Raw genomic sequence first — 20173 nt, forward strand, 5'->3', positions numbered from 1 at the left:
AATAGGGGACGAGGCTGTCTACCCATAGTTTAGCACCCCGCAAACCAACGGGCGTCCGCTTATCGATTTTTTTGGGGATTGGATCTGTTTTCAAGCGGGGCGAGACTCGCTATTTTGCCTACAGAGACTTTGACGATACAACTTGACTCGCTCCCGAAACCAACCGACTAGTCGGATGCAGCATCCATCAAATCAAACCTATACGTCCCTTGCCGGTCGCATCATGGTCGTGACGGGCCCAACGGCGTCGGGTAAGAGTTCGATTGCGATGTGCTTGGCGGAACAGATCAACGGCGAAATCTTGTCGCTCGATTCGATCGCAGTCTATCGTGGGATGGACATTGGCACGGCAAAAGCGACCATCGAGGACCAGCAGCGTGTCCCGCACCATTTGATTGATTTGGTCTCCCCCAGCAAGACGTTTAGTGTTGCTTGTTATCTGAAACAGGCTCACGCGGTAGTCGAGCAACTCGAAGCACGCGGCAAAATACCCATCTTTGTTGGCGGTACGCCAATGTTTTTAAAGGCGATCCTTAGGGGGTTTGATCCAGGTCCGCCTGCGGACGAGGCGTTTCGCCGATTGGTCGAACAAGATGTCGATCGTTACGGCACCGAAGCGTTGCACAAGCGGCTACAGCAAGTCGACCCATTAGCTGCCCATCGCATCGATCCTGCAGATGCACGGCGAATGATCCGCGCCCTTGAAGTGGCTCACCAAACGGGTCAGCCCCTTAGCCATCGACAAGTCCAATTCGACGAACCGATCGATGCAGCTCGAGGCCGTGTGTTTTGGATTGCTTGGGATCGCAAGCAATTGCATCAGAGAATTAACGAACGAGTCGAACGGATGTTTCAAGACGGTTTAGTCGATGAAGTCAAAGCACTGCTGCAGCTTGAGCCACCCCTTTCTAAAACAGCCGCACAGGCGGTCGGTTATCGCGAATTGATCGCATGTTTGGAAACGGGTGGCGAGATCAACGAAGCGAAAGAGCAAATCGCTATCCACACCCGGCAGTTAGCGAAACGACAAGAATCATGGCTACGCTCGTTTAGTGAAATTGACAGAATCGAGGTCAATGAATCGATAAGTTCGAACGAGATCGCTAATATCATCCACACGCGTTTTTTGTCAAGCTAGCCCTCTCCCCGAAGACGCTTCGCGGGTTCGCCCCGACGCATTTGGGGAAGGGGGAAGAATCGTGGCGATCGGTGCTGAGTGTCGTCATTGGTTCGCTGCACCGCATTCCGAGTGCATTGTCACGGCTTGATTTTCGGCTTGGCAAAAGAGTGGCTGGGGCATCTTGCCCCCAGTAAGCTGCAGCGGGAAGCCACCGTCACGAAAGATTCTTGCCCTCATTCTTCGTTGTGCCAAAGCACTCGGCCGTTTGTGTGACCTATGGTTTTGCATTGTCTATCATTCTCGACCTGCAAAGCCCACTCCATGACCAACGTAAATCCCTCACAGACCGCACGATCCGGCCAATCGGGACTGCCGATGCTGTGGTTCGCTGCCACGACGCTGCTCGGCGCGTTTTTGGTGTTTCAAGTTCAGCCGGTCATTAGTAAATGCGTTTTGCCGTGGTTCGGTGGCACGCCAGCGGTTTGGACGACTTGCATGCTGTTTTTTCAACTTTTGCTTTTCGCAGGTTACTTCTATGCGCATGTATTGAAGACATATTTCAGACCCGCCATCCAAGGTTCGATCCACCTCGTCTTGCTTGGATCCGCCGCCTTGGCATTGCCGATCGAGCCGTCCGAAGTATGGAAGCCGACGGGTAGCGAATCGCCGACGACCTTCCTGTTGTGGATGCTGCTTTGCCATGTTGGATTACCCTACTTCGTACTTTCGAGTACTGGTCCATTGATTCAAGCTTGGCTCAGCTACCAAGATTCGAGTGACCGCGTCTATCGGCTCTATGCTCTGTCCAACGCTGGGTCGCTCATCGCGCTGCTGAGCTACCCATTTGTGGTTGAGCCATTTTTATCGGTTTCGAATCAGTCGGTCGTTTGGTCGTTACTGTTTTGTGGTTTCGTGCTCGTTCAAGGTGCTGTCGCCATCGGTCTATTGCGAAAGCCAGGCCGCTGTACTCGAGACTCCGATGGAGGGCATTGTGAAGAATCAAAATCGGTAGAAATCATCTGGTCGGTTCGCTTGCTCTGGTTGGTGCTTCCTGCACTTGCATCGACCCTGCTCTTGGTCGTTACGAATCATGTTTGCCAGGACGTTGCCGTGATCCCATTTTTGTGGGTGTTGCCGTTAAGTTTGTATCTATTGAGTTTCATCATCTGTTTCGATTCGCCGGCTTGGTACAAACCAAAATGGATTGCCGGTCTGACGATGGTTGCGATCGTTGTTATTGCCGTCAAAGGTGCGTTCCCCGAATCGTTCCCGTTGCTTGTGGAAGCGACATGCTACATGATTCTGCTACTAGGATTCTGTTTGCTTTGCCATGGTGAAGTCGCTCGGCTCAAACCACCCGCAAAGTATTTGACACAGTATTACGCATTACTTTCGGCAGGCGGAGCGATCGGCGGCATGGTCGTCGCGATCGTCTGCCCGCTCGTATTCAATAGTTTTGCAGAATTGCCGCTTTCGCTATCAATCGCGTCCGGGGTTGCGTTTTTTATCTTTTTTGCATGTCAGCGATGGAACGTCGCGGAGTACGATTGGGACGCCGCATGGAACGCGAAATACTTTGGGATCGCGTTGATGGTCGCACCGATTGCGATCGCTAAATTCGCGGAACAAGACCAAACGATCGCGTCGGATCGAAACTTCTTTGGTGTATTACGCGTGCTGGAGACTCCCCAAGGCATTCAGCTTGTTCACGGAAGTACCGTCCATGGGATGCAGCTTCCGGGTGACGTTGCATGTGAGCCAACGACGTACTATGGCCGAAAAAGTGGTGTGGGGCGAGTCCTCACAGCCATACAGCAAGACTCGAGCGGCAAGAAAATCGGTGTCGTGGGACTCGGCTGTGGAGTGCTAGCTGCATACGGACGCGAGCAAGATGAGTTTGATATGTTGGAAATCAATCCTGCAGTGCTACAGATTGCCTCGGAGCACTTTCGATTTATGGAGATGTGTCCTTCGACGATTCGGCATCACCTTGGCGACGGCCGATTGCTACTGGAAAAACTGGATAAAACCAAGTTTGACCTCCTCGTTCTTGATGCATTCAGCAGTGATGCGATTCCCGCTCATCTATTGACGACCGAGGCTTTCACGTTGTACCGAAGCAGGCTCGCGGAAAACGGCGTATTGGCCGTTCATGTATCGAACAAGCATCTCGACTTAGCGCCTTTGGTCCATCGGTTGGCCAATGAATCGGGGCTTGAAAGTCGAATGATTCGTGCCAAGGGGGATGACTCCATTGGAACCACTTCCTCGACATGGATGATTCTAGCCGCACCCGATATAGCATTCTGGCAAGATGAAGCAATCGTCAGCGGTCAAACGGCCACATCGGAGCAGCTACAGCATGCTCCCTTGTGGACCGATCAACATCACAACCTCGTCAGTGTCCTGCGTCTATGGTAGCAGGCACTACATCGACGGCATCGTGAATCCATTTGGCAAGGCAAATGGCTCAGCCGTCGAGGTGTCCGTGGCGGGTGCTGCCGAAGTCGGGAGCGTCGTTGTCGGCGCGGTGTAGGTCGGCGGAGCAGGCAGGGCCGGTGTTGCCGGTGTTGCCGGTGCTGGATTTGCTGCTGCTTTTTGAGCCCAAGTGCCATGCCCCCAGTCAGGCGTTCCCGCTACGACCGCCGCTGGTCCAGCGGGTGCTGTCACATCGTTGGGCGTCGTCGGAGGGTTTTGCGTTGATGTTGGATTGGGCTTCGTGATCGACGCCATTGCGGGCGCCCACGCCGTCGTGCCAGGACGATAGCCTGCCGTCGCTGCTGGGACTTGGTTTGCGGTCGGATTGGTCATGGGGTAACCAACCGCTTGGCCTGCGACCCCTGTTGCTCCTGGAGCGGGCTGTGTCGCTTGCACCTGGGCAACGGCCTGTGGATTTTGCATCGGTGCTTGTGCTGCGGGTGTTGCTTGGGCAATGTTGGCAATGCCACTACCGTTTCCACTGGCATCGATTTGAGCGATCATCTCTCTTGAGCGATCGACAGCACGGCGGACAGCAGCATCGGTGCTGGCTTGCGCTTCATACTTCATCGCTTCCGCTAAATGCCCACGCGAGTCAGCCATTTGGCCTTTGCTATAGTGCAAGTATGCCATGTTGAAATGGGCGACCGCAGGCTTGTTATTATCTTGCAATACTTTGAATGCACCCTGTTTGTCACCCGCTTCGAATCGGATGCTTGCTAGATTGTTTGCATACCGAGAGGTGCCAGGCGACAACTCCAATGCTTGGGTTAGCATTTGAGCCGCTTGAGCATGATCGCCTGTCTTGCTTAATGTTAAACCAAGATCATTGTAAAGTGCAGCGTCTTTGGGAGATTCCTGAATCGCTCGCTGAAAATACGTGACGGCTTCAGGATGATTTCCTTGACGGAAATTCAATCTCGCAATGCTGGTCAGCGTTGGAACATCTTTTGGATCTCTCTCTAAAGCCTTGTTATAGCTTTCCATTGCCTTTGTGAAGTTTCCAGTCGATTCCCAAAGTTGTCCGTTTGCGACAAACACATCAGGGCCAACATCGGCAGGTTTGTCGGTCAATTTTAGCGGGTCGGTATCGGAGATTTCGTTGATCTCATCCGTTTTGTCGCGGCGGAAGACGCCAGCGAAGGCATCGCTCGTCTTACCGAAAGCCGTTTTCGCAGAGGCGCCCATTGCTTCGATCGATTTGCCAGCATTGCTGGTGGTCGATGCGATCGATTCGGTTACCGAAGGACTCGCCGGTCCAGTTGCTGGATCCGTAGCAACGGGCGAGCGAGAAAACGGGTTCATCGATGCCATCGAAATACCCTTGTTTGAACAGCCCGATGACAAGGTCATCGTACTGCCAACAATGGTAGATAGGAGCAGATTGCGGCGTAATTTTGTGAAACGTGTCACGAGATGGTCTCCCGAAAGTGCGACAGTCTGCCCCCGTTGACGTTCTTCTGGATGGGGGCAGGCATCGAAGCGTGCGGATATGCGGAATGATTGTATGTTTCCAATAGTAGGGATCGACCGTGTGGTGCGGTCTTCTCCATGTGCATTTAAGCATTTTGCGAATAAGTACAAAAAAAGGTGGACTTCTTAAACAGAAGTCCACCTAGCAGCACCATCTCACCGAGACGTCGTTTCCACCGTAGCAGCGTCTCTCCGAGACGTTGTTTGTACCGTAGCAGCGTCTCTCCGAGACGCCGTTTCCACCGTAGCAGCGTCTCTCCGAGACGTTGTTTTCACAGCAGCAGCGTCTCACCGAGACGCCGTTTCCACCGTAGCAGCGTCTCTCCGAGACGTTGTTTTCATAGCAGCACCGTCTCTCACCGAGACGTTGTTTTCACCGTAGCAGCGTCTCACCGAGACGCCGTTTCCACCGTAGCAGCGTCTCTCCGAGACGTTGTTTGTACCGTAGCAGCGTCTCACCGAGACGCCGTTTCTACCGTAGCAGCGTCTCTCCGAGACGTTGTTTTCATAGCAGCACCGTCTCTCACCGAGACGCCGTTTCCACCGTAGCAGCGTCTCTCCGAGACGTTGTTTGTACCGTAGCACCGTCTCTCTCCGAGACGCCGTTTCCACCGTAGCAGCGTCTCTCCGAGACGTTGTTTTCATAGCAGCACCGTCTCTCACCGAGACGCCGTTTGAGTGGAACGAGTCTCGGAGAGACTCGGCTACGGGATCTATTGTTGGGCGGCCGCTTGGTCGCCACCTGCGGTTCGCTCAGGCAACATCGGTTTGGGCAATACTTCCATCCACTTGCGAGTGATCTGGTTAGCCCAGTTGCCTGAAACCGTTGGTTGCTGCTTCTCGGTCACGATGACTTGAGGCGGTGCCCCGACGATGTAGCAACTGGCCAAGGTGTGGTGAACCGAGGCCACACGAGCGTTGGTTTCCTCCTCGGTTCGGCCACGAAGTACATAAATCACACGTCGTTCGACGGGGGCTTGCGTGGCTACCCATTTGACATGGTTGGTTCCCGAAGGACTTAATTGGCCGTCACTGGCACGGAACAATTCATTGCCGACGGTATTGTGAGTTCGCCAACCATTGTGTTTCATGACCTCGAAGGGGGCGGTCACTTGAAGCGCGTCTACCTCGTTAAACGGATCGGGCCAAGCATTATTGCGTTGATAATCGACATGGGATTGATGATAAAACTCATGCCATTCCGCTGAAGCACTCATGGCGGTCACCGTCAATAGCAACGCAGCGATGCCTAATGGGTTTCGGCGAGTGATTCTCGTAAAAATCGTCTTCATAATGAGGCAGTTCCTTCCGCCGAGTGCGATTGACAAAGTCCGTATAGGCAGTCAATCGGTCGCACGACCATGCTGACTTGCTCAAACGTTACGAGGCACCTCTCAGCCGTCAAAATCGAAAAAGTCGGTCTGGTTGACAATTAGCGTCTCGCCGCCAATATCGACGACGTCGCCAATCGTTATCTGCTTTCGGCGGCGTGTTTCTACCTCTCCGTTAAGGCAGACCTCCCCCGCTTGGATTCGAACTTTTGCTTCGCCCCCGGTAAACACCATGCCTCGGCACTTTAGAAAATCATCCAAGCGGAGGATCGGAGCAGGCTCGTTATCGATCGGATCAGCAGACATAACTATTTGACTTCGAAAGTGGCGATGACAGGATAATGATCGCTTATGTCGCGTTCAGAAGATGGTATTTCCCAATAGCCTTCCCAATGCTTCTCGGGATCATCGGGCGAGGCTTGGATATTGAGTTCGGGGTGGATACGAATGGATTTGAAAACCAAATCGGGTATCCGTGGAGTATCTTCGATCAACGAGCGACTGACCATGATACGATCAAATTGTTTTCCCGTAATCATATGAGTTTGCCCCGATTTTCTGTCCAAGAAGCGGTGCAAATCAACGAGATCATCGTCCTTGGTCTTCGTTTCCAAACCGGTAGCAACCCCCATGTCGCTGTTGGGCTTCATTCGGTCGCCCGTTTCTTCCGTGTTGAGATCACCGAGCAAGATAACCGCTTGGCCACTTCGAATCGTTCCGCCAATCCACTGTTGAAGTAAACGTGCTTGGCGAATTCTTAGCGGCATCGCTTCGGCACGTGCCCGCAAATGGACGTTCAACAAGGTGACACGTTCTACCTTATCGTTACCAAGCGGGAATTCAAAGACTGCCATAATATGCTTTGATACGTCAAAATAAGCATCGTCTTTTTGAGTTGCCAGCGATCGGTTGAACAGCGTTTGCAAGATCAAATCTGCTGGTTTTCGATACAAGAGGCCGACATCTTGCTCGGTGAAATGGTCACCACCTTCGAGGCAGAGTTCTTCGTATTGCGAAGAAAAATCACGGTCAAGTGCTCGCGTCAAATACCACAGCACGCGGCGATTTTCAATCTCTTGCACCGCAACGATCGTCGGCTTCGCTTTGGCAATACTCTTTGCAACGGCATCACGCTTCCAAGCCCAAAGGGTTCGGTCGGGCGCCGCTTTTTCCTTAGCCAATTCGCTGTAATTGTCACCCGATAAATCGTCAAAAAACCATTCCAAGTTCCATGTCATCACGGATAATTCTTCTGGCTCGGCCGCCGATATGCCAACCGACAAGATGCTGCTCAGCGGCGCAAAGATCAAGAGGCAACCGAAGCATCGAAAGCTCTGTTTCAGGTTGTGCAAAAGGATCCTCCAATGATTAAACAGCAAACACGCGGCGCTCGGTACACCAGCTCATTGTACTGCGATCGTCAGCCATCCTTTTCGTGCATCGATCAAAGTTGGCCGGAATTGGCGATTTCGAATCGCCTCGAATTCGACAGTCGGCGGCATGGTAAACGTGCGGTCGAGGAGCGACATTGGAAAGACATCGTTGAACTTCTCTTGAATGTTCCGCTTCAAACCAGCTTGAGAAATGCTCAAACGCCGTTGTCCGGGAAAATCAACGTTGATCGCCTCGTCGCGAATCAAGATCGCGCGACCGTCGTCGGTTCGGGTCGGCTGGTACATTGCCGTGATCTCCATGGGAACATTCAGGTCACGCGAACCTGTACTGAAACGCGTTCCCCGGATACCCAAACGAACCTTGCCGTCACGCGCTTCAAAAACAATCGGTTGCACTCGAGCGAAATCGATCTCGAACGTAGGTTCCTTTTTATCGTCACTGGCAAGCTCGTTTTGGGCTGTTTGGGGTTTGATCTTCGTCTGCTCAGTGAAACCTTCATCGCGGCGTGCTAATAGTTCATCGATTTCACTCTCCTTTACGGTGCGACCGGCTAGTAGCGGTCCGAACACGTTATCCACCAGTGATTCTTCGATTTGGACCGCCATTTCAAAGGAGCCGAGGATACGGGGTTGGGCGACGGCACTCGCGATTTGATTCTGCTTGCGGACGGTTGCCTCGATAAAAAGATAGTCTGCTGTCGATCCCCACGTTCGAAGGGGCTCTTCGAGAGACACTCGCTTCAAGATTGGCATGATTTTCGTGGTAAGATCAGGCCGTTTGATTCCGGATGCTTCGCCCGTTTGCTTTGCAAATTCATTGGTGACCTGGGTTTGGAATTTTGCCAACGCGATTCGATCGGCTTTGGGTTTCTGCTGGGCGGCCTTCTTTTTCGCGATCCGCCGCACGATGCCAAGTCGGTGCTCGATTGCATCGATTTGCGTATTCAAGGCAACGTTCGTGAAAATCGGATCAAAGGTTACCCCTTGCTCGTTGATATTCAAAACACGCGACGCAGCGATTTGCCCAGTGCCAGAGGTGCGAAGCCGAACCGGGCCGTTGTAGCCCAAATTGTTGGTCGTGACATGGCCCGACAATGCGACTTGGATTCGAGCCATTCCGGTCGCTGGAAGCAGCGTCGCGGTGACGCATCCGTTGGTATGGGCATTTCCGACAATGCGTGTTCCCAAAATACAATCTTGTACCGGTCGCGAGTTATTCACTTCACGGTTAATCGCTCGAGTGACGATTGGCTCCCCAGCAAAAACAGCAAGATTGGGGCGACCAAAGATTTCACGAAACAAGCTGACCACCTCGGTCACTTGGTTCGATTCGTCGATTAAACCGATAATCGCCGAGATTGCGGAAGCATCCTCGGATGAGGGGATTCGATCGAGTTCTTTGATGCGAGCTGATAAATCAGTCAATTGTTTGCGAAGCTGCTCTACTGATTTGTCGCCGTCGCGAAACCGGATTGCCGAAATCAGCTGCTCAACCGAATCACGCAAATCTCGTAGGACGTCGACTTCGAGTCCTGGTAGGTTGCCGATCAGTCGAAAACGCAGATCAAAAGCTGACTGTGCCAATTTCCCTGCCGATTCACCCTCTTTGATTGCTTCGGCGATCGGATCGAGGTTCAAATAGTCGAGCCAAGCTTGCCCGTTTGCCGCCGAAGGTTGCGACAGCATCTCGGCTCGAACCGATTCAATCCGCTGCATGACTCGCTGCTTCGCCACCGTCAAATCAGGAAATCGTTCGGGTACGACCGACTTTTGCGAATGCTCAATTTGAGTAACGATCCGAGAGCGGTCGTCGTCCGTTATTTGGGCTATCGACACGTTACAACATGACCAAGCAAGAACTACAAACGCCAGCAAAACGGAGCGTCGGACGGTCAGAATGGAAGATTTACACAGCCTAATCACAGCAAACCCTGGTTGGTAAGATTTAACAGTTGAGGGGGTCAGGTAGCTTTAGTGGCTTATTGTAGATGCTGAAGGCTCCGCCGTTGAGAGGGCTAGTCGACAAACCAAGAAATAGGCCAAAATGAGACACTTCTTAGTGAACGCTGCCGCCGATTGCTGCCAAGCATCCGAATCAGACTGCTCGATTTGCTGCTTGGTAGCCGGGAGACTGCGAAAACCCCGTCCGCGAGGCTGGAGCCTTGCGGACGAGCTCCATCAACCTAGCCTACCCTCAACCTCTTGCCGAACATACTCAAAGCATGAAAAAGACTTTGTTCCTAACCGGTGCGACCGGATTTATCGGGTCGCATTTGGTTCTCGAAGCCGTCAAGCAAGGATATCGGTGCCGTTGTCTGCTTCGGGAAACCTCCAATGCGGATCGGTTACCGGCCGAATTGCTCGAATCGGGGCAAATCGAATTGATTCGAGCAGATCTATTTACTCCGTCGACCTATGCCAAAGCACTTGAAGAGGTCGACGCTGTCATCCATTTGGCAGGAGAGATTCACGCGGTAGACGAGAAACGACTGTTTCGGGTGAACGTTGACGCCTGTGGCATATTGGCGGATGCGTGCCTAGCTGCCTCACCGCCGCCGCGATTGATTTGCATTTCATCGCTGGCAGCGGCTGGACCTGCTGAATCGAATCAGTCGAAGCGTATCGAGACCGATCCGCCGCGGCCTGTTTCACTCTATGGAAAAAGCAAGCTCGAAGGGGAGCGTGAACTGATGCGTCGTGCCGATCGTCTGCCGATTACCGTGCTGCGGCCTGGGATTGTGTACGGCACAGGGGATCGAGGATTGGGCGAATTGATTCGATCGATCTATCGCACTCGGCTACACATCACGATTGGATTTCGTACTCCGCCGCTATCGTTTGTCCACGTCGAAGACTTTGTGAAAGTCATTATGGCGTCGATCGAAAAAGGGGCGACACTTGATGGTCACTCAGCGAACGGAATTTATTTCGTTTGCGATGATCGCGAATTTCCAACGTATCGCCAGCTCGGCAAACAGATCGCAGCGGCGGTTGGCGTTCGAATCCTCGTTTGGCCGATTTGGCGTTGGGTTGGAAAGCTATCGGCATCCGTGATCGAGCAAGTGAACCAGAAACGAGGCAAGAGCAGTTTGATTAGCCGCGACAAAGTTCGCGAAGCGGTCGTCAAATCATGGGCCTGTTCGAGCCAGAAGGCTCGCGACGATCTCGGCTTTGCACCCGACAGGACGTTCGAGCAAAATATCGCGCGTGACATGCCTTGGTACATCGACAACCTTTGAGTGTACCCTTTCATATTTTCGATGGGTCTGCTGGTGCTTGTCACCTCGAATGGATCAACATCGTTCCATAGTATGTTCAACCGAGATAGATCAATTTTGAGGCCCAACCTCGAAATCAGAACGGTTTAATGAAAAGATTCTTCGGTGGAGCCAATGAAATGACATTTCTTTCCTTTGCGTTTTTATCGCTTGTGATGGTCGCTATGTCTGGTATCACCAGCGCTGCCGGATCGAGTCCGCAAATCTATGAAGTTCGCTCCTACGTGCTCGAAAAAGTACCTCGGTACCATGGCGCCGTTAGCCATATCGACAAATTTATCTTGACTCCGAAGCCTTACTCACCAATGTGATTCATTTGTCAGATTGGGGGCGACAACCGATGGCGTCTTGGCAATGGGCAGGCTGGGCAATACGACACTGGCGTCTATTTCGGAAAAATCGTAGCCTGGTCTGGCAGCGGGAGGCCCGGCATCGATCGCTTGGCAATTGGCTCAAGCGTCATCTTGATTTCTTACCGGGTCAAGTCGCTATCGCAACTTGACCCAGCCTACGAAGCTAGCCTGCGGCATCCGTTGATTCGAGTTCGCTTTTCGAGGTCGATCTCATAAAGGTGCTTGCTTCCACGTCGGCCTGTTTGAGCTGTTTGGTCTGTACGGGTAACCACAGCGAAACGACGGGCACGTAAGTAATGACCATCAGCGCCGCAATCATGGCAGCAAAGAATGGCAACATGGTCTTGGTGACTTTGGCAATGCTGGTTTTTCCAACACCACAGCCGATGAACAAGCAAGTTCCGACCGGTGGCGTACAGAGGCCAATGCACAGGTTAGCAATCATCATGATGCCGAAGTGGACTTGGTGCATTCCCAATGAATCGGCCACAGGCCAAAAGATAGGAGTAAAGATCAGCACCGCTGGAGTCATGTCCATAAAGGTGCCAACGCACAACAACAGTACGTTGATGGTCAGGAGAATGACGATCGGATTGTCCGAAAGCCCCAGCAGTGCGTCGCTGACGGTCTGTGGGATGTTGGCCATCGTCATGATCCAACTCATACCGGAACTGGCACCGATTAAGAGCATCACCACGGCGGTTGTGATTCCGGTTTGTAGAAGCAAATCCGGAATCTCTTTGAGCTTAATTTCGCGATAGAACACCACTGACAATAGGAATGCATAGACAACCGCAATCGCTGCTGCCTCGGTGGCGGTGAAAATCCCGATTAGAATACCACCGATCACAACCAGAATCAGAAACAGACTTAAAAACGCACGTTTGAAGCTTAGTAGAATCTGTTTAAACGAGGACCTCGGTTCGCGGGGATAGTTATTCTTGATTGCAAAGGCGCCACACACCAGCATGATGAACAGGCCGGTCAACAGACCTGGTATGACGCCTGCCATGAACATGGCCGCAATCGAGACCGAACCGGCGGCCACGGAGTAGACAATCATGATGTTGCTCGGCGGGATGAGCAGCCCGGTGGTCGCAGCGGTGGTCGTCACAGCGACATTGAATTCTCGGTTGTAACCTTTGCGGTTCATCTCGGGAATCATGAACCCGCCAACGGACGATACCGCAGCCGCTGCGGAGCCGGAGATCGATCCGAACAACATGCAGGTGAGCGTATTGACGTACGCCAAACCGCCTGGCAAAAAACCGACCAAGGTGGCAGCAAAGTCAATCAGCCGACTCGCCATCCCCCCCTTGCCCATCAGGTGTCCCGAAAGGATGAAAAACGGTATCGCTAGCAGAGCAAAACTGTTGACTCCGTTCGCCATGTTGGCAGCGACAACGATCGAGGGATCAGGCCCTTCGGCCATAACCGTGACGAACGTAGCCAGTGCTATCGCTACCGCAATCGGTACGTCCAAGACCAATAGCAGCACAAAAACAGCAACGAGAATCAATGCAACCGTACCCATCTTAGTCTAGCTCCCCGGCGGAGTCCGCCTCATGCATTTCGTCCGCTGGCGTGGCCAGTGATTCGATTAGGTTTTCAATCGTGAATAGCACCATGAAGAATCCGGCGATGGGAAGTGCTAGATAGACATGCCCCATCTTCCACCCCAATGCGGGCGTCGTCTGTTCCATCGCCAAGGCATCGAAGACGACACGAGTTCCGCCGTAGAGAAATATGGCAACCGCAAAGAAGATCACGATCAGGTGCACGACGATGGCGATTAGTTTTCTTGCGTCCGGATGCAGCTTGCCGACGAAATAGTCGACGCCCAGGTGTCCCTTGGTTCCGAAGGCGACCGCACCGCCGAGCAGTGTCACCCAAACCAACAGAAACCGCGCTAGTTCTTCGGTCCACTTGGCCTGCTCACCCATCACATAGCGAGTGAACACTCCCCAAACGACATCAATGACAAGTAGAGCCACCGCGATGATGAGAATCGCATTCAATGCGGAAGTCATCCATTTCATAAATCGAATCAACCCCGTTCGCATCATTCAACCTCGGAAATTCGTTTGACCAATTCGCTGACTCGCGAGTCTTCAATATTCTCGAGCATGGAAGCTACCTTAGAGGCGAAGGCGGCGGTGTCAACATCATAAAACGTCACGCCCTCTGCCTTGGCTTGTTCCAATGACTCCGTCGTGGTTTCCTGCCACAATTTCCGCTGGAAATCCGAAGACTCGTCGGCCGCTTGCTGCACCCACTGCTGCACTTGCGGGTCGAGCTTATCCCAAGCCCGAGAACTCATTAGCAGCAAATCGGGGACACGGGTGTGACCGTTGAATGAGAAGTGCTTGCATACCTCGTAGTGCTTGTTGGAGGTGAAACTAGGCAGATTATTCTCGGCGCCATCGACAGTGCCCTGAGCAAGGGCCGAATAGAGTTCGCCCCACGGGATCGGTGTCGGTGCACCGCCCATCGCCTTGACCATTTCGATCGCCGTGGCACTACTCATGACTCGAATCTTCAAACCCTTTAAGTCGTCAGGCGTGTGAATCGGCGTGTCTTTGGTGTAGAAGTTGCGGGAGCCAGCATCATAGTAGCACAGTCCATGCAAGAACTTCTTCTCGCCCTCGCTGAGCATTTCCCGGCCAATCTCACCATTGAGCACCGCCCAGTAGTGTTCGCTATCTCGAAATAGATAGGGGAGCCCAAAGGCCGACATCGATGGAATAAAGTTCTCCATCGCTGCGGCGGATGTCTTGGTCATCGTAAGCGAACCATTTTGAAGTTGCTCAATACACTGGGTTTCGGAACCGAGCACGGAGCTTGGGTAGATATTCATGGTGACGGTTCCACCCGAGAGTTCTTCTAAACGTCGCTTCATGAACTCCATCGATTTGTGAACAGGATGCCCGGTATCGAGACCGTGTCCGAGCTTCAAAACCATTTGATGAGAGCCACTCGCACTCGCTTTCTGGGCACGTAGAAACAGAGAAAACCCCACGGTTGCCAGCAAAGTTCCGATCGCGATCCAGCCGACCAGAAAGGATGTTAATTTACCCAATGTTACAGCTCCTGTTTTGAGGTTTTACCAATTCACTACCGCTTCGAAACTCATTACGAGTTCATGGATCACTTGAGATCCTTGATAGCGATGTGATCCATGTCGTCAAAACGCTGGTTTTCACCACCCATTCCCCAGCAGAACGTGTAGGCTTTGGTGCCGCAGCCCGAGTGGATCGACCACATCGGCGAGATAACCGCCTGCTCATTCGACATGACAATGTGCCGGGTTTCATCACCTGGGCCCATCATGTGGAACACCCTCGAATCATCATCGAGTCCAAAGTACAAGTAGACCTCCGTGCGACGCTCGTGCGTATGGCACGGCATCGTGTTCCAAACACAGCCCGGTTCGAGCACCGTAAAGCCCATGACCAACTGGCAACTCTTGATTCCATTCTCGTGAATGTACTGATAAATCGTGCGTTTATTGGCATCTTCGACCGATCCTAGCTTCAATGCATTGGCGTCAGCCTTCTTCGCCTGCTTCGTCGGATAATCGGCATGCGCGGGATACGAAATCAGATAGAATCTCGCTGGACTATCTTTATCCACGCTTTGGAAAGCCACCTCTTTTGCGCCGCGGCCAATATAAAGGCCGTCAAGATTCTCCATCGAATAATCGGTGCCATCGACGGTTACGGTTCCATTGCCGCCGATGTTGAGCACGCCAATTTCGCGACGCTGGCAGAAGTAGTCCGCTGCTAGTTCTTTGCCTGCCTCAAGTGCCAAACAGGACTGCGTTGGAACAGCGGCGCCAACAATCGCCCGTTCCACTTCACAATAGAGCAGATTGAGTTTGCCTGTTTCGAACAAATCTACCATGAATTCGTTGCGCAATTCATCCGTGGTCATGCGTTGGTACTGCGATTTCCCAACGGCGTATCGTATGTCCATGTTTCGTTCCTTTAGTGGTGCGTTATTGAACTGATATATGTTTTTGTCATCTCCCCCCGCTTTGCCGGAGAGAGCAAGATCCCAAAAGGGCCTATGGATTGTTGAGCGTTGAACTATTGAGCGTTGAACTATTGAGCGTTGAGATACATTTCCCAATCGGCCTCGCTCTTAATGACGCCCGCTTTTTTCCAGCCATAGCCGGCGCGGTAACGCACCATTCCGTTCTCATCCGATTTGGTAAGCAAGAGAATGTGGCCCGCGTCTGTGTCCGTTGCGTCTTTCGCTTCGACCACGCGAATTTCGTCAATACGCTCTGGGGCCATCATCGCTGCGGTCCCCAACTCGCTGGCATCTAGGTTTTCCCAGCATGCAATCCAGCCCTGTTCTTTATTGGAGATTGGCTTCGCTTTGCCATCATGAGTCGTCACGCCGATGCAGATCGGCAATCCGGCCGCGATTTCTCCATCCTTCGTAAAAACGGCACTGACATCAAAGAGTCGTGATCCCAGTTCGATGGTGATCGTTTTTTCTTCGCCATAGACCACGCCGTCAATTTCCCGCTCATAGCTTAACTTGAAGATCGACCTTGCGGGCGTGGATTCAATCACTTCGTATTTGGTGTAGGTTTCCAGTGGTTCGCGTTTGCCGTTGAGCCAAAGTCCCGTTCCGCCAGTCCCCGCGGAGGAACCGACGTGATAATTGTCGAGTCCTTCGCCGTGATCTTGGTGGTACGACTTCCCATTGCTGGCTTCTGCGTACCACTTGTCGATGATCGGATAGGTCACGCGTTTGAGCCAGCAGTCGATACCACTATTTTCCGCTCCGCTACGTAGTGCGGGACCATACGCGCGAAAGGCAATGAGATCGTTTTCCCAGGCGAAGTCGTCTTGGCGTTCGGGAACGAATCGACAAAATGTCCGAGTCTCATTTGTTTTACTTGATTGGTCAGGAGTCGCGGTAGGCCGTCCGGCACTGAGCCGCGGCTTTGCCGGGTTAACGGTTCCACCGAGCATCTTGTAGACTTCGGTGCCAGCGGCGAGAAACGCACCGATACCGTAGACCTCGGTCTTGTCTGGATAGGAATCGCCTGGTGCAGCGCCTACCGGTTGTACATACCCCAACAGACCTTCCTCGGTAACACATTGCGTCAGCGCCTGCCACCCTTTCAGCACTGCCGGCTCGTACGTCGCACGATCGAGGATTCCATTGTTAATGCCCCATGCCAAGCCAAAAGTAAAGAACGAGGTTCCGCTGGTTTCCTTGACCGGGTAACCCTCCACGCCGCCGAGCAGGCCCATTGACCAAGTGCCATCTTCTCGCTGAATGGTTTTGAGTCGCGCGGCCATCGTCTTGTACAAGTCGACATAGAACTCACGGCCTTTCCAGTCTTTTGGTAGGTCAGGAAGCATGAGGGCAAGTCCGCCGAAGACCCAGCCATTGCCGCGTGCCCAAAAGATTTTCTCGCCATTTTCCTCACGTTTTTCGAAGAAACTTGAGTCTCGCCAGAACAAACTTTCCTCTTTATCCCAGAGCAAATCACACGTGGCGTGGTACTCCTGATCCATGAAATCGAGGTACTTTTGATCGCCCGTTATTTTCGCCAATCGCGCCCAGACGGGCGGTGCCATAAACAATGCATCGCACCAACCCCAGCGATTGTGCGCATCGGTCGGCGTCTCATTCCATAGCAGAGTTCCCGTCTTTGGATGGGCCAAAATATCATCGAACCTCGCTCGAATCGGTCCGATCATTGCTGGATCTTTGAAGTCCTCATACATCGACAGATAGAATTGGCCAACCGTGTGGTCATCCGCATGATATTTTCGCTTATGAGGGTTCCATCCATTTCGCTGGCCGATCTCGTACAGCCAATCCGCATACTTAACTGGATCATCCGCAACGCCTCGCCATTGATTCATACCTGCATAGAGGGCACCGTGATGCCAGGTCAAATCGTGATGTTTTGCAAGCGGTCTTCCCCCATTTTGCAATCGTTGGCGATCCCGATCGGACAAGGCTCGGTACTTACTGGAGTCCTCAAACGTCTTGATCTGCCAATCCGCAACTTTTTGCGTGATTGCTTTCACCTCTTCGGGAGTAGGCTTCGCGGCTTTCGCCGCTTGGATTCCAAAACACGCGATCAATGTCGCCAGAAACACTGTGCTAAATTTCATTTGTAAACCTTTTTCAATGGAGTCATTCACCGATCCGCACGTAACTTACCGAACTTACCGACCCATCCAACCGCCGTCGACGGTCACAATGGATCCATTCATATAGGACGATGCCTCCGATGCTAGAAAGACACAGGGACCGCCGAAGTCTTCCGGTGTCCCCCACCGGTTGGCGGGTATGCGTTCCAAAATTGCTTTCGAACGAACGGGATCGTCACGCAGTGGTTGGGTATTCGCAGTTGCAATGTAGCCAGGTGCAATCCCGTTCACGTTGACTCCTTTGCTCGCCCATTCGTTGGCAAAAGACATCACCAAACGACCAACGCCCGCCTTGCTAGCTGCGTAACCGGGAACGGTGATGCCACCTTGAAACGTCAGCAGCGAGCAAGTGAAGACAATTTTTCCATTGCCCCGCTCTACCATGTCCTTGCCGAATTCACGTGTCAGGATGAATTGTGAATTCAGATTGATTTCGATGACGCGGTCCCAGTATTCATCTGGATGTTCGGCGATCGGTTTCCGCATGATCGTTCCGGCATTGTTGACCAGAATGTCGATCGTGCCAAACTTCTCTTTAACGACTTTGATCCCCGCATAGAGGGATTCGCGGTCACTGAAGTCCGTTGAATAGAAGAAGTAGTTGCGACCAAGTTTTGCAATGATGTCTTTGGTAAACCCTCGCTCGCCCTCCTTCTCTGTGCGGCATAGGTTGATGATATCCGCACCGGCTTCTGCCAACGCCGTTGCCATCCCTTGGCCAATACCTGTTGAGGCCCCGGTCACGAGTGCGGTTTTTCCCGCCAAATTAAATGAATCCAAAATCATGACTAACTCCGCCTTCTCTCTCTTGAAGCATTCCAAAGATCTTTTTGCAAACCACTCGGCAAACGACGAGCATTTCTTCCCAATACCATTCGCTCGCTATCGAGGGCTATTCGAACAACGCCGTTGAGGTGGGAAGGTTCCTCAAACCAAATCAGCAGGAAACCCAAATCGGTAGGCCAGTTCTACGGTGGCGGGTAGCGGAGGCCAGGGTGCATGAAAATGCATCGACCGCAGCGAGTACGAGAAATGTCGTTTTCATTTCAGATCGTTCAAACTGGGCTCTCGGTGTCAAACTGCTCGGCTAACGCGTGTTTCCAACGCTGGAGAGCGGCCAGAAACGATCACCTGAACTCTCGCAAGTGGCTTTGCACGATTACCTAACAATCATACCTACCTTTGATTCCGATTGACATAGGCCGATTATAGGTAAAAAACAGCCTCTGTCCAAGGGCACCATCCGACGTTCCAGGTCAAGTCACTTTTCAGGTTGGATCTTAGCTTGGATACCGCTCTCGTTTATCGCATTGCGTCCGAATGAATGGCATCCGTCGTCGCCGTTGGTAGATCGTCACCGTTGGTAGATCGTCACCGTTGGTAGATCGTCACCGTTGGTAGATCGTCACCGTTGGTAGATCGGCAAGTAATGATACCGAACGCTCAAGCTCAGCACCGCTAGTGAAGTTGCATAGACCGCTCCAACGTTTCGCTCTTCACTGTTTTCGGCGACCCACGAACCATTGGTCTTTTGTGAATCGAGAAGCATTTTTGACGTTACTTCCTCGGCCGTTTTGGCATACTTTCCGCCAGCTTGATGCATTGCTTGAGCATAATAGTAAATGCCGTAAAAGAAAAAGCGATCATTCTTTTCGGGTGGGTACTTTAGTAACCACTCCGCTGCGCTGGTAACCATCGGCGACTCGTACAGCCCGCACACTTGAATGGCCAGCAACCCAGCCGAGGTCATGGCGAACGTGCTTTGCCGTGAGCCGGGCATGTAAGTAAACCCACACCGAACAAGTGCACCGTCTTCCCCCGCCGGGGTTGCACTTGTAGCGGTCGTTAGTAGCTCCGGCTGGGCGAAAGATTCTTGTAGAAATTCTATCGCAAAATCGATCGCTTGCTTGGGGACGTTTAAGCTGTCGTTTTTTGCACTTCGTAGTGCCATCACCTGCCAAACCGATACGCTTAGATCGGAATCTCGGCTGGTTGGTTCGTAACGCCATCCACCACGATGCCGCCTGGATTTAGGGACTTTCTGCGCTGCCAAAATCAGGGCGATCGCGGGCGCGAGGGCCTCGAAAATTCGCCGGTTCTGATCGCGGCTAACCCCCATGCCCAGCATTTCCGTCAACATCAACGTTGTGATGCCGTGTCCGTACATTCGCGATGAATCGTACTGGCCGAAATAGCCCTCTTTGGTTTGATGGACGGGCTTGAGTACATAGTCGATTGCGCGCCGCATCGAATGAGCAAATTTTGAATTGTCACTAGGTTGAGTTCCGATCGAAGCCATCGCCATGATCGCAAGCGAAGTCATGGTGACGGGATGGTTCCGGTCTGCGATCGCACCTTCGGAGTCTTGCTTGTCAATTAGAAAATCGATAGCTTGCTGAACCGCACGATCGGTTGCATCGGCAAGGTAGAGTCGTGCGGAAAACTCTTCGGCGATTACGGGATCGGAATGCGAACCCGACCATGAGGATGCCAGCAATGCCCCGGCCGTCTGCATGGCTCGCCGGCGAGTATATTTGTCACGATCATTAACCACCATT

General features: G+C 52.6%; 17 protein-coding genes. 4 read left to right on the top strand and 13 right to left on the bottom strand.

What is annotated here, in order from left to right; genetic code table 11:
* The first annotated feature begins 175 nt into the window (after positions 1–175).
* Together miaA and Q31b_RS03550 are read left to right on the top strand one after the other, a co-directional pair.
* The gene (miaA, locus tag Q31b_RS03545) at positions 176–1138 is read left to right on the top strand and encodes a tRNA (adenosine(37)-N6)-dimethylallyltransferase MiaA (RefSeq protein WP_146598240.1); all 963 of its coding nucleotides are present in this window, start codon (positions 176–178) and stop codon (positions 1136–1138) included.
* 303 nt (positions 1139–1441) lie between these two features.
* Positions 1442–3541: a fused MFS/spermidine synthase gene (locus tag Q31b_RS03550; RefSeq protein ID WP_146598241.1), complete on the top strand. Its 2100-nt coding sequence runs from the start codon at positions 1442–1444 to the stop codon at positions 3539–3541.
* A 6-nt stretch (positions 3542–3547) separates the two neighbouring features.
* On the opposite strand, the gene Q31b_RS03555 is transcribed toward Q31b_RS03550, so the two are convergent.
* The 6 genes from Q31b_RS03555 to Q31b_RS03575 form a co-directional block, all read right to left on the bottom strand.
* On the bottom strand, positions 3548–4912 hold the full coding sequence (locus Q31b_RS03555) for a tetratricopeptide repeat protein (protein ID WP_231617275.1): 1365 nt from the start codon (positions 4910–4912) through the stop codon (positions 3548–3550).
* A 447-nt stretch (positions 4913–5359) separates the two neighbouring features.
* Positions 5360–5716 carry a hypothetical protein gene (locus Q31b_RS28835; protein WP_231617276.1) on the bottom strand — a complete coding sequence of 119 codons (357 nt, stop codon included), beginning with the start codon at positions 5714–5716 and terminating at the stop codon, positions 5360–5362.
* A 68-nt stretch (positions 5717–5784) separates the two neighbouring features.
* Positions 5785–6363, bottom strand: coding sequence for a hypothetical protein (locus Q31b_RS03560; protein ID WP_146598242.1), 579 nt, complete (start codon positions 6361–6363; stop codon positions 5785–5787).
* A 102-nt stretch (positions 6364–6465) separates the two neighbouring features.
* Positions 6466–6708, bottom strand: a complete 243-nt coding sequence (locus tag Q31b_RS03565; RefSeq protein ID WP_146598243.1) for an RNA-binding S4 domain-containing protein — start codon at positions 6706–6708, stop codon at positions 6466–6468.
* Between the two features lie 2 nt (positions 6709–6710).
* Complete coding sequence (locus tag Q31b_RS03570; RefSeq protein ID WP_146598244.1) at positions 6711–7754, bottom strand: endonuclease/exonuclease/phosphatase family protein; 1044 nt, start codon at positions 7752–7754, stop codon at positions 6711–6713.
* A gap of 51 nt (positions 7755–7805) precedes the next feature.
* A complete protein-coding gene (locus Q31b_RS03575) occupies positions 7806–9632 on the bottom strand; it encodes a hypothetical protein (RefSeq protein ID WP_146598245.1) in 1827 nt (608 codons plus the stop codon).
* 386 nt (positions 9633–10018) lie between these two features.
* Between Q31b_RS03575 and Q31b_RS03580 the strand changes: the two genes are divergently transcribed.
* Entirely contained in the window at positions 10019–11035 is a 1017-nt protein-coding gene (locus tag Q31b_RS03580) for an NAD-dependent epimerase/dehydratase family protein (protein ID WP_146598246.1), read from the top strand.
* A 158-nt stretch (positions 11036–11193) separates the two neighbouring features.
* Entirely contained in the window at positions 11194–11385 is a 192-nt protein-coding gene (locus Q31b_RS03585; protein WP_146598247.1) for a hypothetical protein, read from the top strand.
* Between the two features lie 205 nt (positions 11386–11590).
* Here the strand turns inward: Q31b_RS03585 and Q31b_RS03590 are convergent, their stop codons facing one another.
* The 7 genes from Q31b_RS03590 to Q31b_RS03620 all read right to left on the bottom strand — a co-directional run bounded on the left by Q31b_RS03590 (position 11591) and on the right by Q31b_RS03620 (position 20172).
* Positions 11591–12961, bottom strand: a complete 1371-nt coding sequence (locus Q31b_RS03590) for a TRAP transporter large permease (RefSeq protein WP_146598248.1) — start codon at positions 12959–12961, stop codon at positions 11591–11593.
* A 1-nt stretch (position 12962) separates the two neighbouring features.
* Positions 12963–13493 carry a TRAP transporter small permease gene (locus Q31b_RS03595; RefSeq protein ID WP_231617277.1) on the bottom strand — a complete coding sequence of 177 codons (531 nt, stop codon included), beginning with the start codon at positions 13491–13493 and terminating at the stop codon, positions 12963–12965.
* The gene (locus tag Q31b_RS03600) at positions 13490–14506 is read right to left on the bottom strand and encodes a TRAP transporter substrate-binding protein (protein WP_231617278.1); all 1017 of its coding nucleotides are present in this window, start codon (positions 14504–14506) and stop codon (positions 13490–13492) included. The genes Q31b_RS03595 and Q31b_RS03600 overlap by 4 nt, the downstream gene beginning before the upstream one ends.
* A gap of 68 nt (positions 14507–14574) precedes the next feature.
* Positions 14575–15402, bottom strand: a complete 828-nt coding sequence (gene kduI / locus Q31b_RS03605; RefSeq protein WP_146598249.1) for a 5-dehydro-4-deoxy-D-glucuronate isomerase — start codon at positions 15400–15402, stop codon at positions 14575–14577.
* Positions 15403–15530: 128 nt separating this feature from the next.
* Complete coding sequence (locus Q31b_RS27850) at positions 15531–17576, bottom strand: glycoside hydrolase family 88 protein (protein WP_197170846.1); 2046 nt, start codon at positions 17574–17576, stop codon at positions 15531–15533.
* Positions 17577–17630: 54 nt separating this feature from the next.
* Complete coding sequence (locus Q31b_RS03615) at positions 17631–18401, bottom strand: SDR family oxidoreductase (RefSeq protein WP_146598250.1); 771 nt, start codon at positions 18399–18401, stop codon at positions 17631–17633.
* Positions 18402–19020: 619 nt separating this feature from the next.
* A complete protein-coding gene (locus Q31b_RS03620; protein WP_146598251.1) occupies positions 19021–20172 on the bottom strand; it encodes a hypothetical protein in 1152 nt (383 codons plus the stop codon).
* Between the last annotated feature and the right edge of the window lies 1 nt (position 20173).

Source organism: Novipirellula aureliae (genome assembly GCF_007860185.1).
Taxonomy (GTDB): Bacteria; Planctomycetota; Planctomycetia; order Pirellulales; family Pirellulaceae; genus Novipirellula_A; species Novipirellula_A aureliae.

Bases quoted from the DNA above. Each gene is read 5' to 3' on its own strand.
- miaA (WP_146598240.1), top strand. From the start codon at position 176: ATGCAGCATCCATCAAATCAAACCTATACGTCCCTTGCCGGTCGCATC.
- Q31b_RS03550 (WP_146598241.1), top strand. From the start codon at position 1,442: ATGACCAACGTAAATCCCTCACAGACCGCACGATCCGGCCAATCGGGA.
- Q31b_RS03555 (WP_231617275.1), bottom strand. From the start codon at position 4,912: ATGGCATCGATGAACCCGTTTTCTCGCTCGCCCGTTGCTACGGATCCA.
- Q31b_RS28835 (WP_231617276.1), bottom strand. From the start codon at position 5,716: ATGAAAACAACGTCTCGGAGAGACGCTGCTACGGTGGAAACGGCGTCT.
- Q31b_RS03560 (WP_146598242.1), bottom strand. From the start codon at position 6,363: ATGAAGACGATTTTTACGAGAATCACTCGCCGAAACCCATTAGGCATC.
- Q31b_RS03565 (WP_146598243.1), bottom strand. From the start codon at position 6,708: ATGTCTGCTGATCCGATCGATAACGAGCCTGCTCCGATCCTCCGCTTG.
- Q31b_RS03580 (WP_146598246.1), top strand. From the start codon at position 10,019: ATGAAAAAGACTTTGTTCCTAACCGGTGCGACCGGATTTATCGGGTCG.
- Q31b_RS03585 (WP_146598247.1), top strand. From the start codon at position 11,194: ATGACATTTCTTTCCTTTGCGTTTTTATCGCTTGTGATGGTCGCTATG.
- Q31b_RS03590 (WP_146598248.1), bottom strand. From the start codon at position 12,961: ATGGGTACGGTTGCATTGATTCTCGTTGCTGTTTTTGTGCTGCTATTG.
- Q31b_RS03595 (WP_231617277.1), bottom strand. From the start codon at position 13,493: ATGATGCGAACGGGGTTGATTCGATTTATGAAATGGATGACTTCCGCA.
- kduI (WP_146598249.1), bottom strand. From the start codon at position 15,402: ATGGACATACGATACGCCGTTGGGAAATCGCAGTACCAACGCATGACC.
- Q31b_RS27850 (WP_197170846.1), bottom strand. From the start codon at position 17,576: ATGAAATTTAGCACAGTGTTTCTGGCGACATTGATCGCGTGTTTTGGA.
- Q31b_RS03615 (WP_146598250.1), bottom strand. From the start codon at position 18,401: ATGATTTTGGATTCATTTAATTTGGCGGGAAAAACCGCACTCGTGACC.
- Q31b_RS03620 (WP_146598251.1), bottom strand. From the start codon at position 20,172: ATGGTGGTTAATGATCGTGACAAATATACTCGCCGGCGAGCCATGCAG.